Origin of the sequence: Devosia sp., from assembly GCF_028290435.1 — a bacterium.
Lineage (GTDB): Bacteria > Pseudomonadota > Alphaproteobacteria > Rhizobiales > Devosiaceae > Devosia.
The window spans coordinates 113,584-129,328 of the sequence record NZ_JAQGJV010000074.1 but is presented as its reverse complement, the minus strand read 5'-3'; the positions used below and the strand labels follow the sequence as shown (position 1 = coordinate 129,328).

Sequence of the window (15,745 nt, the reverse complement as noted above, 5' to 3'; positions counted from 1 at the left end):
CGTATCCGCCGGTTCCATGTGCTGGCCGCGTGATGATCGTCGCCAAAACCTGCGGGCACATTGAGGCATGAGGGAATTTCTGGCCGTGAACGAGAATGATGCCCCGATCATCGACGCCGCAGACGTAACCTATAGCCTCGAGGTCGGCGGCCGGCCCTTGCACATTCTCAAAGGCGTATCGCTGCGCGTGGCGCCGGCCGAAGTTGTGGCGATCGTGGGGCCCTCAGGCAGCGGCAAGACGTCTCTGCTGATGCTGCTGGCGGGGCTGGAACGCGCCTCCTCCGGCACGGTGCAGGTTCGCGGGCAGAACCTGTCGCAGCTTGGCGAGGACGATCTGGCCCGCTTCCGCCGCAAGTCGCTCGGTATTGTGTTTCAAAGTTTTCACCTGATCCCCTCGCTGACGGCGCTCGACAATGTCGCGCTGGCGCTGGAAATCGCCTCCCCCGAATTGAGCCTGAAGCAGACCCATGAGGCCGCCGCCGAAGCGCTGCGCGCCGTGGGGCTGGGCGAGCGCCTGGACCATCGCCCGACGGCGCTGTCGGGCGGCGAGCAGCAACGCGTGGGCCTGGCCCGGGCGATGGTCACCAATCCTCCCTTGTTGTTGGCCGATGAGCCCACCGGCAATCTCGATCAGCAGACCGGCGCCGTGGTGGTGGATTTGATGTTCGACCTCGCGCGAAAGCAAAAAACTGCCGTGGTGCTGATTACCCATGATCCGGGCCTCGCGGCGCGGGCCGACCGGGTTTTCACCATGACCAGCGGCGAATTGACCGAAACCACGGCGGCGCATTGATGCGCGCGATGTGGGCTGCCATTCGCGTCGGCCTGCTGGACTTGCGCGGCGACATACGGCGCTTCGTGCTGCTGGTGGTATGCTTGGCGGTGGGCACGGCCCTGATCGCCGGGGTGAATTCGGTAGGCACCAGTATCGCGCAGGCCGTCGATGCCAGCGCGGCCGAACTGATGGGCGGCGATCTGGAACTTTCTCGCGCGGACCGGCCCGCAAATAGCGACGAATTGCAGGCCATGGAGGCCTATGGTTCGATTGCCTCGGTGGTCGATACCAACCTGCGCGCGCAGACGGACAAGGGCGACGCCTTTGTCGATCTGGCGGCGGCGGGCGATACCTATCCGCTGGTCGGCCACGTCCAGAGTGCCGAATTGCCGGCTGGCACATCTGTGGCCGAGCTTCTGGGCCTGCGCGACGAGGTGCCCGGAGCGCTGGTTGATCCGCTGATGCTGGATCAGCTCGGGATTGCGGTTGGCGATGAATTCCAGCTTGGCGGCACGACGTTCCAGGCGCGCGGCACTCTAGCCAAATTACCCGATGCGCCGGTGCGCGGCTTCCGGCTTGGACTGACCACGCTGATCACCGCAGAGGGCTTTTCGATGGTGTCGGATCGCACCTCGCCCCTGCCTGGCCTTGGCAGTTGGTTCCGCTACAAGATCCTGCTCGACGGACGCGATGTGGAAGAGGCCAAGGCGGCGCTTGAAACGCAGTTCGCCGATAGCGGCTGGACTGTGCGCTCGGCGCGCGACGGTCTGGGTCCAATGGTGCGCTACTACGATCTGTTCATGCGCTTCCTGCTCATTGTCGGCCTGGGCTCGCTGTTGATCGGCGGCGTCAGCGTGTGGGCCGGCATGCAGGCCTACATCGCCGAGCGCGCCACGGTGATCGCCATCCTGCGCAGCATGGGCGCCGATCGCTGGCGGGTGTTCGTGCACTTCTTCGCCCAGGTTGCCATGCTGGCCGCAGTCGGCGTGGGTATTGGCCTTTTGGTTGGTGGCGGAATTGCCTATGGCATCCTGCCGCTGGTCGGGCAGGCTGTCGGCATCAGCCTGCAGCCCGCGCTGCACTTGCAGCCTTTGGTGGTCGCCGCAGCTGCGGGGTTCGTCACGGCATTCGGGTTCGCCTATCTGCCACTGCAGCAGGCACAGGCGATCCGGCCGGTGCATCTGTTCCGCTCCAAGGGGCTGTCGGCTCCGCCGGTGGAGTGGCGGAGCCTGCTGACCTCCTGGCAGATACTGCCCATGGTGGTGGCCCTCGTGGCGTTCCTGCTGCTCGCTTTTGCCATGACGGGGGACCTTCTGCTGGTCGGCGCATTCGCTGCGGCCAGCGCCGCCGCCGTGCTGGCGTTCCAGCTTTTCGTCGGCCTCGCCCAATGGGCCTTGCGCCGCATGCCGGTGCCGTCCAACCGCATCCTGCGCCACGCCCTGCGCAGAATTGCCAACACCGGCTCCAATACCGCGGCGGTCGTGGTGGCGGCCGGCATGGCGCTGACCATGCTGACGGTAGTGCTGGTGTTGCAGGGCAATCTGCGGCAGGAATTTCTGGGCGCGTCATCGTTTGACGTGCCCACTTTCGTGGCGTCCGACCTGTTTCCCGACGAAGTTGATACGCTCGTCGCCATGTCGGGTCCCGGGACCGACATCCCCAAATTCGTGTCTACGCCCATGCTGCGCGGCGCGCTCACGCAGATCAATGGCGTGGCGGCGGACACCATCCGCACGCGCGGTCCGGAGGCCACGTTCCTGCTGTCGGGCGAAGTGCCGCTGACGTTTCGGCAGGAGATGCCGGCATCGTCCAAGCTCATTGATGGGCAGTGGTGGCCCGCCGATTATACCGGTCCGGGCCTCGTGTCGTTGCACCAGAGCCTGCGTTCCGGGCTCGGTGTCAATCTTGGCGACACGCTAACCTTCGCCATTTTCGGCGACACCGTCACCGTCAAGGTCGCCAGCTTCCGCGATTATTCGTGGCAGGGCGGCATCGATTTCCTAGCGACGTTCTCGCCCGGCGTGCTCGACGCGTTTCCCACGACGCTCTTTGCAGCCGTCACGGCTGCGCCGGGGCACGAGGAGACAGTGAAACGCTCGCTGGCGACCGCCCTGCCCGACATTCGCTTCGTCGCCATCGGCGATACGCTTGAGCAGATTACCAATGCGCTGAGCCAGTTGTCCTTCGCGGCGACCTTGGTCGGAGGCCTGGCGGTGGGCAATGGCCTATTGGTGCTGATCGGGAGCCTCGCGACGGGACGGCGGCAGCGCGAGGCCGATGCGGTAATCGGCAAGGTGCTGGGCACCACGCGGTTCGAACTGCTGGCGACCGCCTTCGTGCAGTATTTCATCCTGGCGCTGCTGGCCGCCATCCCCGCCGCGGCCCTTGGCATTGGTCTCGCCTGGCTCGTTGGACTGGTCATGCTGGAAGTAGACTTCACGCTCGACACCGATGCACTGGTGGCCGTTCTAGCCGTGGCGGCGCTTATCACTGCCCTTTTGGGGTCGATGACCATCTTGCGCGCGGCATCGTCGCGGCCGGCACGACTCCTGCGCGACTTGTAGCGGTCATCATGAGGTGGGCCTGGCCTACCGGGTCTTGATGAGGCCAGGATGGGCGCTGCGCATTCGGTAACCCCGTCGGCAAGGCTAAGGCGAAGCCCCTCCCTGCACTGACCTTGAGAATGCACCCGCACCGCGTCCGGGGGCGTTTGTTCACATCCGCAATGCTGTCGCCACCAGTCGCCACAGCGGCATAAACGTGAAAGATATTTCACGTGATGAATTTTATTGACGCTGGTATTTTGCTCGTGCAAGTGTCCGCTCGCTGAGGTTCGGAGGAGCCGAGGCTTTCAGATATCAGCCGACGGCACGCGCTGGCGGCAGGTCAATTTCGCAAACGGCTTCGGCCGTGGGGAGGAATCTTGCGTAAAATTTTGAGCATGCTCGCAATGACGGCTATGGCTTCGGGGCTCAGCGCCGGGCACGCCGCCGCACAGACGGTCAATCCGTTCAAGTGCGAACCGGGCGAGAAATACGTCATGAACGTGATGGTCTCGGGCGTCGAATACTGGTTCCCGGTCTATGAGATGTTCAAGCAGGCCGGCCAGCAGTTCGGCTGCGAGACCGAATATACCGGCACGACCGAATACGACGTCAATAAGCAGATCGCCAGCTTCGATCAGGTGCTGGCACAGAACCCGGCCGGCATTCTCGTTCACCCGATGAATTCGGATCCGTTCGTCGAGCCAATCAATCGCGCCGTCGACCAGGGCGTGGCCGTGGTGACCTTCGCGGCCGACTCGCCCAACTCCAAGCGCACCTCCTTCATCACCTCCGACAACCTGGCTGAAGGCACCTATGCGGCTGACGCCGTTGCCGAAGACATGGGTGGCAAGGGCGAATATGCCGTTCTCGAAAATCCGGGCCAAGACAACCACGACAAGCGCGTCTCCGCGTTTATCGCCCGCATGGAAGCCAAGTGGCCTGACATGAAGCTGGTCGGCCGCGCTGCCTCCAACCAGGATCCCGCCAAGGCCTACCAGGCTGTCCTCAGCCTGATCCAGGCTAATCCGAACCTGGGCGCAGTGTTCATGCCGGAAGCCAATTCGGCAATCGGCGCCGCTCAGGCCAGCAAGGAAAGCGGCGGTAAGGTCCGTGTCATGCTGGCCGACGTCAACGAGAACATCCTCGACATGATCAAGGCCGGCGACATCTTCGGCTCGGTCAATCCGAACCAGGGCATGCAGGGCTATATGGGCTTCATGCTGCTGTGGATGGCCGCTCATCCTGAGCTGATCGATCCGATGAACGACTATGCCCGTTCCGGCGACAATGCGATGGCCGTGCCCTTCGTCGATAACGGCTTCTCGATCGTCACCGCCGAAAACGCCGACGACTTCTACTGGGACGATTACCTGAAGCGCCGCGGCACCAAGGGTATCGAAGAATAATCCAGCCACGAACTCCCGGGGCGCCACGACGCCCCGGGAACCTCAACAGGGAGGACGATCATGAGCGACCAAAGCGTTCTCGAAATCCGCAATATTTCCAAGAATTTCGGCCCGGTCCAGGCACTCACCGATGTGTCCTTCTCGCTGGCGCCGGGCGAAGTCCACGCCCTCTGCGGCGAGAACGGCGCTGGCAAGTCGACGCTGATGAACATCATCGCCGGCATCCTGCAACCGAGTTCGGGCAATGTCGTGCTCAACGGGCAAGCCGTGACCATCGCCTCGCCCGCCACAGCCCAGAGGCTCGGCATCGGCCTCGTGCACCAGGAAATCGCGCTCTGCCGCGATGCGACGGTGGCCGAGAATATTCTGATGGCCGCCACCAATGCGCGCCGCGCGCCGCTGATGAACTACCGTCAGCTCAATGCCGACGCCCAGCAGGTGATGAACCGCCTCGCGCCCATACCGGTCAGCCGGCGCGTGGCCGAGCTTTCCATTTCTAATCAGCAACTCGTCGAGATCGCTAAGGCGCTGACGCTCGATTGCCGTGTGCTGATCTTTGACGAACCCACGGCGGCGCTAACTGAAAGCGAAGCCCAGGCGCTATTCGGGATCATCCGCGAACTCAAGTCACGCGGCATCTCGATCATCTACATTTCCCACCGCATGGCCGAAATTTTCGCGCTCTGCGACCGCGTCACCGTGCTGCGCGATGGGCGCCATGTGTCGACCGATCGCGTTGCCGACATGACACCTGACGATGTCGTGCGCCGCATGGTGGGACGCGAGATCACCCAGATGTACCCACCCAAGGCGCAGGCCATCGGCGCGGAGACGCTGCTGGCGGTCGAAAACCTGGTGTCGGACGATGTCGGCCCGGTGTCGCTGGCGCTCAAGCGCGGCGAAATCCTGGGCATTGGCGGCCTCATCGGCTCGGGCCGGACGGAACTAGCATTGGCCCTTTGCGGCCTGACACGCAAGACGGGCGGCTCCGTCCGCCTGGCCGGACAAGCGGTCGACATTGGTATCTATGCGGACGCGGTTCGCCAGGGCCTCGTCTACCTCTCCGAGGATCGCAAGCATTCTGGCGTATTTCTCGACCTTTCGATTGCCCAGAATATCTCGGTGCTCGACCTGGGCAAGCTCACCCGTAGCGGCCTCATAGACCGGCGGGCTGAAGCCGCGCAGGCCATTTCGCTGGCGACGCGGCTGGGGGTCAAGATGGGGGGCATTGCCGACAAGGTTGCCTCGCTCTCGGGCGGCAACCAGCAGAAGGTCGCCATCGCCAAGCAGCTGTCGGTGAAGCCCAAGGTCATCATCATGGATGAACCCACCCGCGGCATCGATGTCGGCGCCAAGTCTGAAATTCACAAACTGCTGCGGCAACTCGCCGATGCCGGCACCGGAATCATCGTCATCTCGTCCGAACTGCCCGAACTGATCGGCATTGCCGATCGGGTGCTGGTCATGCGCGAGGGCCAGGTCACCGGCGAATTGACCCAGACCATAACGGAGGAAGCGGTGATCCGCCTCGCCTCCGGCCTCAAGGAGGAATTGCACCATGTCGCTTAGCCAGGAGGACCGGCCAATGGCCGCCGCCCCGCTCAATTCGCCCCGCTTCTCGCTGGGATCGCTGGGCTCGATGCGCGAAGCCGGGCTGATCGCTATCATCGTGGCCATGTGCGTGGCGATGAGCTTCGCCTCACCCTACTTTGCTACCTGGGGCAATGTGCGCGCCATGCTGATGAGCTTCTCGGTCGAGGGCATCGTCGTGGTGGGCATGACCGTGCTGCTGATCGTAGGCGGCATCGACCTGGCCGTCGGCTCGGTCGTTTGCCTCGCCATGGTGGTGGGCGGATCGCTGTTCCTTATGGGCCTCGATCCCTGGACAGCCAGCCTCATCGCCATCGGCGCCTGCGCCATGGTGGGGGCGGTCAGCGGCTTTTTCGTCACCGTGGTGGGACTCAGCCATTTCATCACGTCGCTCGCCGCCATGGTGATCGTGCGGGGCCTGTGCCTGCTGATCACCAAGGGCACGCCGCTGTCGCTGTTTACGCTGCCGCCGGAATTCAAGGCGATCGGCCAGGGCGAGTTCTATGGCATTCCCATCGTCATCATCATCTTCCTTGCGGTCGTGGTGATCTTCGATTTCCTGCTTCGCCGGGCTACGGCGTTCCGCAAGGTGTTCTACACCGGCAGCAACGAGAAGGCCGCGCAGTATTCCGGCATCAAGACGAACCAGGTGAAGTTCTGGGTGACGGTGCTGTGCTCGGCCCTCGCCGGGCTGGCGGGGATCGTTTACATGAGCCGCTTCGGCTCGGCCACGCCCACATTCGGGGTGGGCATGGAGCTCAATATCATCGCGGCGGCCGTCATCGGCGGCGCCTCCCTGACGGGCGGATCGGGCAGCATTTTTGGCGCGATCCTGGGGATTGGGCTGCTCTCGGTGGTCACCTCCTCGCTCATCCTGCTCAATGTGCCGGTTTATTGGCAGGACGTGATCCGCGGCTGTATCCTGCTGTCGGCGGTTTCTATCGATCACTTCCTGCATCGCGGCCGGTCGGCCTGACGCCTCGCGCCTCTTCCACGAAGGTCCATTCCATGCCTCCCACAAACGACGACATCACGGCCGCACGGCAGATGCATCAGGCGCTGGTCCTGCATTTCATCGAGGGCCAGACCCAGGCGGAGATCGCCAAGGTGCTCGGCCTCAGCCACGCCACAGTCAACCGGCTGATCAAACGCGGTCGGGCGCTGGGGCTGGTCGAGATCAAGGTGAAATCGCCGATCCAGCATCTCGTCGGCGTCGAAGCGCAATTGGTGGCCATCGGCGGCATCAGCCGCGCCGTGGTGGCGCCCGCGGTCAGCGACAATGTCGAGACGACGCTGCTGGATGTCGGTGCGCTGGGCGCCAATCTCCTGCTCGAGAGCCTTGCCGATGGCGACCGAATTTGCATCAGCGGCGGCAAGGGCGTGAGCGCGATCGTGGCGGGGCTGACGCCGTCGCGGCGCTACGACGTCGAAGTGGTGCCGGCCACGGGGCTGGTGCAGGGCAAGCACTATACCGACGTCAATCACGTGGCGACGATGCTAGCAGATCGCCTGGGTGGCCGCTCCTACCAGATGCATGCGCCTCTGTTCGCCGACAGTCCGCAGGAGCGGGAGATGGTGATGCACATGCGCTCCGTCGCCGACGTGTTCCGGCGGGCGCGGGAAGCCACCATCGCCATCGTGGGCATCGGCTCTATCCTGTCGGACGACAGCAGCTACTACGACCTGCACCCCTCGTCCTCGGCAGATCGCCATGCCATCGAGCAATCCAAGGCAACCGGCGAATTGCTGGCCCATCTGGTGGATGGCGATGGGCAGGTTGCCGATTACGCGCCCAATCGTTCGCTGGTGGCGCTGACGCTGGACGAGTTGGCGGCCATTCCGCGCACCATCGGCATTGCCAGCGGACCCAACAAGGCGCGGCCCGTGCTGGCAGCGATGCGCGGCAATTATCTCGACACGCTGGTGACCGACGAAGCCACCGCCCGTAAAATCATTGACCTGGCAGAAGCAGCATGAACCAGCTTACACGCGAAATCGGCCACTCGGGCATAACGGCCTCGGCGGTGGGACTGGGGACCTGGGCCATTGGTGGCTGGATGTGGGGCGGCACCGACGAAGCCGCCGCCATCGAGGCGATCGAAGCATCCATCGATGCCGGTATTTCCCTCATCGACACCGCGCCCGCCTACGGTCTTGGCCACAGTGAGGAACTGGTCGGCGCGGCCATTCGGGGCAAGCGCGACCGTGTGGTCATCGCCACCAAGTGCGGCCTCAACTGGCATCACGGCAAGGGCAATCATTTCTTCGATGAAGCCGGCAAGCCGGTGCATCGGTATCTCGGCGCCGACGGCATCGTGTTCGAGTTGGAACAGAGCCTGAGACGTCTGGGGACCGACTATATCGATCTCTACATCACCCATTGGCAGGACCCGACGACGCCGGTCGCCGAGACCATGGAGGCGCTGGCGCGGCTCAAGCAGGCGGGCAAGATACGGGCTATCGGCGCCAGCAACCTGAGCGAGGACGACCTGCGCGCCTATGTGGCGGCCGGGCAGATCGACGCCATCCAGGAGCGCTATTCCATGCTCGATCGCGAGATCGAGGGGACGCTGCTGCCAATCGCCACGACTGCGGGCGCATCGACGCTGAGCTATTCTTCGCTGGCGCTGGGGTTGCTCACCGGCAAGATCGGCGCGGGCCGGCAGTTCGAGGGTGACGACCAGCGCTTGGGCAATCCACGCTTCTCGGCGGAAAATCGGCAGTTTGTGGCGCAGTTCGCGGCGGCGTTGCAGCCACTCGCGGACCAGCACCAGGCCAGCATCGCGCAACTGGTCATCGCCTGGACGCTCCAGCAACGCGGCATCACGTTTGCGCTCTGTGGCGCGCGCGATCCTCGCCAGGCGCGAGACAATGCGCGAGCCGGCACGCTCATGCTCGCTACCGACGAACTGGCGGCCATCGACGCGGCGCGCACGAGCTATCTGTCGGCCATTCCATGACCCGTTCGGAGACAATTGCCCGCCTCAAGGATCGGCCGGGGACCACTGTGCTCGTCATCGGTGGCGGCATCAACGGCATCTCGGTGTTCCGCGAACTGGCGCTGAATGGCATCGACGTCGTGCTGGCCGACAAGGACGACTTCTGCTCCGGCGCCAGCGCGGCCCTGTCGCGCATGGTGCATGGCGGATTGCGCTACCTCGAGAACGGCGAATTCAAGCTGGTGCGCGAGAGCCTGTTGGAGCGGGATCGCCTGCTTGCCAACGCGCCCCATTTCGTGCGCCCGCTACCCACGACGGTGCCGATTTTCGACACTTTTGCCGGGCTGGCCAATGGCGCAATGCGCTTCCTGGGATTGGCCCGACGGCAAGGGCGGCGCGGCGCCGTCGTCATCAAGACCGGCCTGACGTTGTACGATTTCTTCACCGGCGGGCGGAGGGTGCTCCCGCCGCATCAGTTCCATGGGCGCCGCAATACGGTTCGCCGCTGGCCGGCCATGAACCCAGCGGTGCGCGCCTCGGCGACATATTTCGACGCCTGGGTCAGCCGCCCAGAGCGCCTGGGACTCGAGATGCTGCAGGAAGGCATCGCGGCCGGCGGCCTGGCGCTCAACCACGCAGCAGTCGCGCGGACCGATGATGGCCTGATGCTGCGCGACGCCATCGGCGGCGAGGACATTCTTGTGGCGCCCGATCTGGTGATCAATGCCACCGGCGGCTGGATCGACCTCACGAATGTGGAGATCGGAGCGACCAGCCAGAAGCTGATGGGCGGCACCAAGGGCTCGCATCTGGTGATCGCCAACCGGGCGCTTTCCGAAGCGCTCGACGGCCACATGATCTATTACGAGAACGAGGACGGGCGCATCTGCATAGCCTTTCCGTATCTGGGCAATGTGCTGGTCGGCTCGACCGATGTGCGGGTCGACAATCCCGACCTAGTGCGGTGGGAGGCCGAGGAGCAGGCCTATATCCTGGCGTCGCTGGCCGTCGTGTTCCCCTCCATTGCCATCGCCCCCGCGGATATCGTCTTCCAGTTCGCCGGCGTACGGCCGCTGCCCACCAGCGATGCCGCCGTGACGGGCAGTATTCCGCGCGATCATTTCTGCGAACTGATCGAGGGCGAGCCGCCCGTGCTGTGCATGATCGGCGGCAAATGGACGACGTTCCGCTCGTTCGGCGCGATGGCCGCCGACATGGTGTTCGACCGGTTGGGGCATGCACGGACTATCGACACAGAGAACTTGCCGATCGGCGGCGGGAAGGATTTTCCGGACGAGCCCGCGGACTGGGTTGCAGCAACCGCCCGCAGCACTGGCTTGTCCACGAGCCGGGTCGCGGCCCTGCTGGACCGCTACGGCTCGGCGGCGGGCTCCATGGCCGAGATCGCCGGTTCCAGTGACGACGTCGCCGGCCATTCCCGCGCCGAGCTGGAATTCCTGGTGGCGAGCGAACACGTCGAGACGCTGGCGGACCTGCTGCTGCGCCGCACTACGATCGCCATCACCGGCGCGCTTTCGCTGCGCGTGATCGACACCTGTCTCGCCCTGCTGGCGGAGGCCAAAGGCTGGTCGCCCACCAAGTGCGAAGCGGCACGCGACGCGTTTCTCGCCGAACTCCTGACCCGGCACGGCCTTGACCGCGCCACGCTTGTTTCTCGCGACCAAAGGACTATCGCATGACCAGCCACAAGTTTCGCCTCAACCGCCTGTTCGGCAAGGGCAAATGCCTCGACGTGGCGATCGACCATGGCGTGTGCAACGAGCCGAGCTTTCTCGACGGGCTGGAGGACATGCCGGCTGTGGTCTCCGCACTGGTCAGCGCCGGGCCTGACGCCATCCAGATGAACTATGGCCAGGCCGACCTGCTGCAAGCCGTTCCGGGCAAGGACAAGCCCGCGCTGGTGATGCGGCTGGACATGGGAAACCCCTATAACAAGCAGCGCCACCGCAGCATGTGGGCGATGCTGCAGAACGAGGCCGAACCGCTGATCGGGGCGCTGCAGATGGACGCCGCCTGCGTCGTGCTCAATCTCTTCATGCTGCCCGACGAGCCGGAGCTGTTCCGGCAGTGCGTTGGCAATATCTCGCGGGTCCGCGCGGACTGCGAAAAGTACGGCATGCCGCTGATGATCGAACCGCTGGTGATGCTGGGCAATTCGGAACGCGGCGGCTACATGGTCGATGGCGATGCCGAAAAGATCGTGACCCTGACGCGCCTGGCTCGCGAAATGGGCGCCGATATCGTCAAGGCCGACCCCACCACCCATGCCGAGGACTTCCACAAGGTGGTCGAGGCGGCGCGCTGCCCGGTGCTGGTTCGCGGCGGCGGCAAGGAAGACCTCCAGGCTGTGTTCGACAAGTCGGCGGCGCTGATGGGCCAGGGCGCCCAAGGCATGGTCTATGGCCGCAATATCTACCAGCACGCCAACCCAGCCGCTGTTGTGCGCGGTCTGATGACACTGATCCATGACGGCGCCAGCGGGGCGGAAGCCTGGGCGACCTACCAAAAAGGCTGATCAATGACCGACTACCTTCTGGGGCTCGATGCGGGCAATACCGTCATCAAGGCCGTGCTGTTCGATGCTGCCGACGGGCGCGAGTTGGCCTATGCGGTTCGCGATGGCCGCGCCACCATGCCGGCTCCCGGCCATGTCGAGCGCGATCTCGATGAACTGTGGACCAACGCCGTCGCCGTCATCGGCGACTGCATCGCCAAGACCGGCATCGACGCGCGTGACATCAGGGCCATCGGCTGCGCCGGGCACGGCAATGGCCTTTACGCGCTCGACCGCGCCGGCAAGCCGCTGATCGGGATTCAATCCCTCGATACGCGCGCTACCGGCATCATCGCCGAGTGGGCCGCCGACGCGGTGGGCGAGCGGGCCTATCCGATCTGCCTGCAGAAACCCTGGGTGGCCCAGACCCCGACGCTGCTGGCCTGGGTCAAGCGGCATCGGCCCGACCTCTATGGCGAAATCGGCACTGTGCTGCTGTGCAAGGATTTCGTGGTTGGCCGGCTGACCGGCGCGCGCGTCACCGACACCTCCGATATGTCGGGCTGCGGCTTGCTCGGCATCCCCGACCGCCGCTACTCCGCCGATCTCTTGGCGGCATACGGGCTCGCCGACGCCATGCCGATGCTGCCGGAGGTTCTGGAAAGCGCCGATATCGCCGGGCGGATAACGCCGGAGGCGGCTAAGGCGACCGGGCTTGCCGTGGGCACGCCGGTGGTGGCCGGGCTGTTCGACGTGGTTGCCAGTGCGCTCGGCTCGGGCGTGCAAGCAACGGGCGCTGCGTCAATCATCGCGGGTAGCTGGAGCATCAACCAGGTGGTTTGCGACGAACCGTTGCGCGACCCTTCTGTTTTCATGCTCTCGACGTTCGATCGCGACCGGTGGCTGGCCATCGAGTCAAGCGCCACCTCGGCGGCCAATCTCGAATGGCTGGTGCATCAGTTCATGGAGCATGGCGAAGGCAACGCCTTCGGCCGGGCGGGCGACATGGTGGCCTCGGTCCCGGCGTCGGCCGATGTGCCGATCTATCATCCCTTCCTCTACGGCGCCCAGCAAGACGGCAATGCGAGGGCCGGGTTCTACGGCATTGGGGGCTGGCATACCCAAGCCCACCTGGTTCGCGCCCTGTTCGAGGGCGTGGTGTTCGAGCACAAACGGCACGTCGACGTGCTGCGCGGCGCTGGTGCGAGCATCGCTTCGGCGACGCTGTCGGGCGGCGGCTCGCGCAGTGCCATCTGGCCGCAAATCTTCGCCGACGCACTGGACCTGCCGGTCACGGTGGCGCGCAGTCAGGAAACCGGCGCACTGGGCGCCGCCATCGCAGCGGGTACGGGCGTCGGGCTCTTTGCTGACTATGCGGCAGGGGTCGCGGCGATGACCGCGCCGGCGCGCCACTATGAGCCTGTCACCGAAGCGGCAGTGCACTATGGACGGCGCTATAGCATTTATGGAAAGCTCGCCCGCGCGATGGGCCCGATCTGGGCGGAAATGGGCCGGCCGTGATCGACGATCTGGGTACGTATGACTATATCGTCGTCGGCGCCGGCTCGGCCGGCTGCGTCCTTGCCAATCGGCTGAGTGCCGATCCGCGGCGCAGTGTGCTGCTGCTCGAAGCGGGCGGCAGCGACCGCTATCACTGGATCGATATCCCCATCGGCTACCTCTACTGCATGGGCAATCCGCGCACTGACTGGATGATGAAGACCGAACCCGAGGCAGGTCTGAATGGCCGGGCCCTGCCCTATCCGCGCGGCAAGGTGCTGGGCGGATGCTCCTCCATCAACGGCATGATCTATATGCGCGGACAAGCAGCCGACTACGACGGCTGGCGCCAAATGGGCAATACCGGCTGGGGCTGGGATGACGTGCTGCCCTATTTCCGCAAGTCCGAGCACCATCATGGCGGGGCCAGCGACGGGCATGGGACGGGCGGCGAATGGCGGGTGGAGCAGCAGCGGCTCAACTGGCCGGTGCTCGACGCCTTCCAGGCCGCGGCGGAAGAACTGGGCATTCCGCGCGTCACCGATTTCAACGGTGGCGACAATTTCGGTTCGGGCTATTTCGAGGTCAACCAGCGCGGCGGCGTGCGTTGGAATACCTCCAAGGCCTTCCTGCGGCCCGCGCTGAAGCGGCCGAACCTGCGGGTGCTGACCAATGCCGAGGCCGAAGCCCTGGTGCTTGAGGGCACAAAAGTCACCGGCTTGCGCATTCGCCACAATGGCAAGATTGTCACCGCCTCGGCCGGGCGGGAGGTGCTGCTCTCGGCTGGCGCGGTGAATTCACCCAAACTGCTGGAATTGTCCGGCATAGGTCGACCCGACGTTCTGGGTCCGCTCGGCATCGCGGTCCAGCATCGGCTGGATGGGGTGGGCGAGAATTTGCAGGATCACCTGCAAATTCGCACCGTCTTCAAGATGCGCAATGCGCAGACGCTCAACACGCGCTACCACAACCTGCTTTCGCGCGCCGGCATGGGGCTCGAATATGCCCTCAAGCGCAGCGGGCCCTTGTCGATGGCGCCGAGCCAGTTGGGCATTTTCGCCAAGTCCGATGACCGGCTCGCCACGCCGGACCTGGAGTATCACGTGCAGCCGCTCTCCACCGACCGGCTGGGCGAGCCGCTGCACCGGTTTGATGCCGTCACAGTCTCGGTCTGCAACCTGCGTCCCGAAAGCCGCGGCTCAATCCACATGGAGAGCCCGGACGCCGCGCAAGCGCCCAAAATCCGGCCCAACTATCTGACGACGCCGAACGACCGGCTCGTGGCTGCAAATTCCATCCGCCACGCGCGGGCGCTCATGCGCACCAAGGCGGTGGCCCCCTTCGAGCCCGAAGAATTCCTGCCCGGCCCGCACTTCGCCAGCGACGCCGAACTCGCCGCCAAGGCCGGCGATATCGCCACGACCATCTTCCACCCAGTGGGCACCTGCAAGATGGGCGCAGATCCGATGGCCGTGGTCGATGACCGACTGAGAGTCCATGGCCTCGCGGGCCTGCGCGTGGTCGACGCCTCGATCATGCCCGCCATCGTTTCGGGCAATACCAACTCGCCCGTGATCATGATCGCCGAACGCGCGGCCGAGTTAGTGCTGGCGGCGGGATAGACTGCCTACTGCCAGTACATTTGCCGCAGTGCTAAAGGCCGAGATCCTTCACCCTGGCCATCAGATCAACCCGCAATTCCGACGTGACTTCCAGCGCCCGATCTTCGCGCACCGGAGTTCCGTCAGTTGTCGGGTGGGTGGCCAGGGCGACGTCGCGCTGGCGGATGAGGGTGGCGATCTCTGCCCCATAGAGTCGCAAAACCGCAGTGAGCCAACGGTTGGCCAGGTATGATGGCTGTGGCATCTGCATGTCGAAGCGTTCAAGCAGGGCAATGCTCGGCTCAGCGTCGAGCCACGTGTCACCCACGACCCATTGGTTGACCGTGAATAGGCGCTGCAGCCGGCCATGGGCATCAACGCCAACAGCCACCAGATGATGCACCGGCCCATCCTTGCCATCCGGGCGGACGAAGCAATGGAAATGTCCATGCTCGGCCTCTTCCGGCGGCAGGTGGCAATGATAATACCATTGTCCGCCCGAGACCGGGTCGAACACATCATTGGCAGGATAGTGCGTCCACGCCGCCACGGGCGCATCGCGAAGCGTCGCTCGAAGCACGGTTTCGCCACCCTTCGACAGCACCTGCTCGCAGAACAGCGCTTCCTGCGCCGCCCGGACCAGATCGTCGTCGACGGGCATTACACGCCGCCTGCCGCGCACGGAGCGGCCGCGGCACAAGGCGCTGCTGCAGCACAGGGTGCAGCCGCAGCACAGGGTGCAGCCGCCGCGCAAGGTGCAGCGGCGGAACACGGTGCGGCGGCAGCGCAAGGCGAGGCTGCGGCGCAGGGTGCGGTCGCAGCACAGGGGCTGGCCGCGGCATCGCTCGTCGGCACCGCATCAACTCCGGCCGC

At 64.8% G+C, this 15,745-nt stretch carries 12 protein-coding genes; 11 read left to right on the top strand and 1 reads right to left on the bottom strand.

The window, feature by feature from the left end; genetic code table 11:
* Nucleotides 1-85: 85 nt before the first annotated feature.
* The 11 genes from JWP26_RS15950 to JWP26_RS15900 all read left to right on the top strand — a co-directional run bounded on the left by JWP26_RS15950 (nucleotide 86) and on the right by JWP26_RS15900 (nucleotide 14,893).
* A complete protein-coding gene (locus JWP26_RS15950) occupies nucleotides 86-793 on the top strand; it encodes an ABC transporter ATP-binding protein (protein ID WP_299729818.1) in 708 nt (235 codons plus the stop codon).
* Nucleotides 793-3,339, top strand: coding sequence for an FtsX-like permease family protein (locus tag JWP26_RS15945; RefSeq protein WP_299729815.1), 2,547 nt, complete (start codon nucleotides 793-795; stop codon nucleotides 3,337-3,339). Before JWP26_RS15950 ends, JWP26_RS15945 begins: the two co-directional genes overlap by 1 nt.
* Nucleotides 3,340-3,698: 359 nt before the next feature.
* Entirely contained in the window at nucleotides 3,699-4,727 is a 1,029-nt protein-coding gene (locus JWP26_RS15940) for a substrate-binding domain-containing protein (RefSeq protein ID WP_299729812.1), read from the top strand.
* A gap of 60 nt (nucleotides 4,728-4,787) precedes the next feature.
* A complete protein-coding gene (locus JWP26_RS15935) occupies nucleotides 4,788-6,296 on the top strand; it encodes a sugar ABC transporter ATP-binding protein (protein WP_299729809.1) in 1,509 nt (502 codons plus the stop codon).
* Between the two features lie 16 nt (nucleotides 6,297-6,312).
* A complete protein-coding gene (locus tag JWP26_RS15930; protein WP_299730348.1) occupies nucleotides 6,313-7,293 on the top strand; it encodes an ABC transporter permease in 981 nt (326 codons plus the stop codon).
* A gap of 32 nt (nucleotides 7,294-7,325) precedes the next feature.
* Nucleotides 7,326-8,294: a sugar-binding transcriptional regulator gene (locus JWP26_RS15925; RefSeq protein ID WP_299729806.1), complete on the top strand. Its 969-nt coding sequence runs from the start codon at nucleotides 7,326-7,328 to the stop codon at nucleotides 8,292-8,294.
* Nucleotides 8,291-9,277 carry an aldo/keto reductase gene (locus JWP26_RS15920; RefSeq protein ID WP_299729803.1) on the top strand — a complete coding sequence of 329 codons (987 nt, stop codon included), beginning with the start codon at nucleotides 8,291-8,293 and terminating at the stop codon, nucleotides 9,275-9,277. Before JWP26_RS15925 ends, JWP26_RS15920 begins: the two co-directional genes overlap by 4 nt.
* The gene (locus tag JWP26_RS15915; RefSeq protein ID WP_299729800.1) at nucleotides 9,274-10,956 is read left to right on the top strand and encodes a glycerol-3-phosphate dehydrogenase/oxidase; all 1,683 of its coding nucleotides are present in this window, start codon (nucleotides 9,274-9,276) and stop codon (nucleotides 10,954-10,956) included. Before JWP26_RS15920 ends, JWP26_RS15915 begins: the two co-directional genes overlap by 4 nt.
* A complete protein-coding gene (locus JWP26_RS15910) occupies nucleotides 10,953-11,792 on the top strand; it encodes an aldolase (RefSeq protein ID WP_299729797.1) in 840 nt (279 codons plus the stop codon). The genes JWP26_RS15915 and JWP26_RS15910 overlap by 4 nt, the downstream gene beginning before the upstream one ends.
* Before the next feature lie 3 nt (nucleotides 11,793-11,795).
* Nucleotides 11,796-13,292, top strand: coding sequence for an FGGY-family carbohydrate kinase (locus JWP26_RS15905; RefSeq protein ID WP_299729794.1), 1,497 nt, complete (start codon nucleotides 11,796-11,798; stop codon nucleotides 13,290-13,292).
* Nucleotides 13,289-14,893, top strand: a complete 1,605-nt coding sequence (locus JWP26_RS15900; RefSeq protein ID WP_299729791.1) for a GMC family oxidoreductase — start codon at nucleotides 13,289-13,291, stop codon at nucleotides 14,891-14,893. The genes JWP26_RS15905 and JWP26_RS15900 overlap by 4 nt, the downstream gene beginning before the upstream one ends.
* Nucleotides 14,894-14,924: 31 nt before the next feature.
* Here the strand turns inward: JWP26_RS15900 and JWP26_RS15895 are convergent, their stop codons facing one another.
* The gene (locus JWP26_RS15895) at nucleotides 14,925-15,533 is read right to left on the bottom strand and encodes a hypothetical protein (RefSeq protein WP_299729789.1); all 609 of its coding nucleotides are present in this window, start codon (nucleotides 15,531-15,533) and stop codon (nucleotides 14,925-14,927) included.
* Nucleotides 15,534-15,745 lie beyond the last annotated feature (212 nt).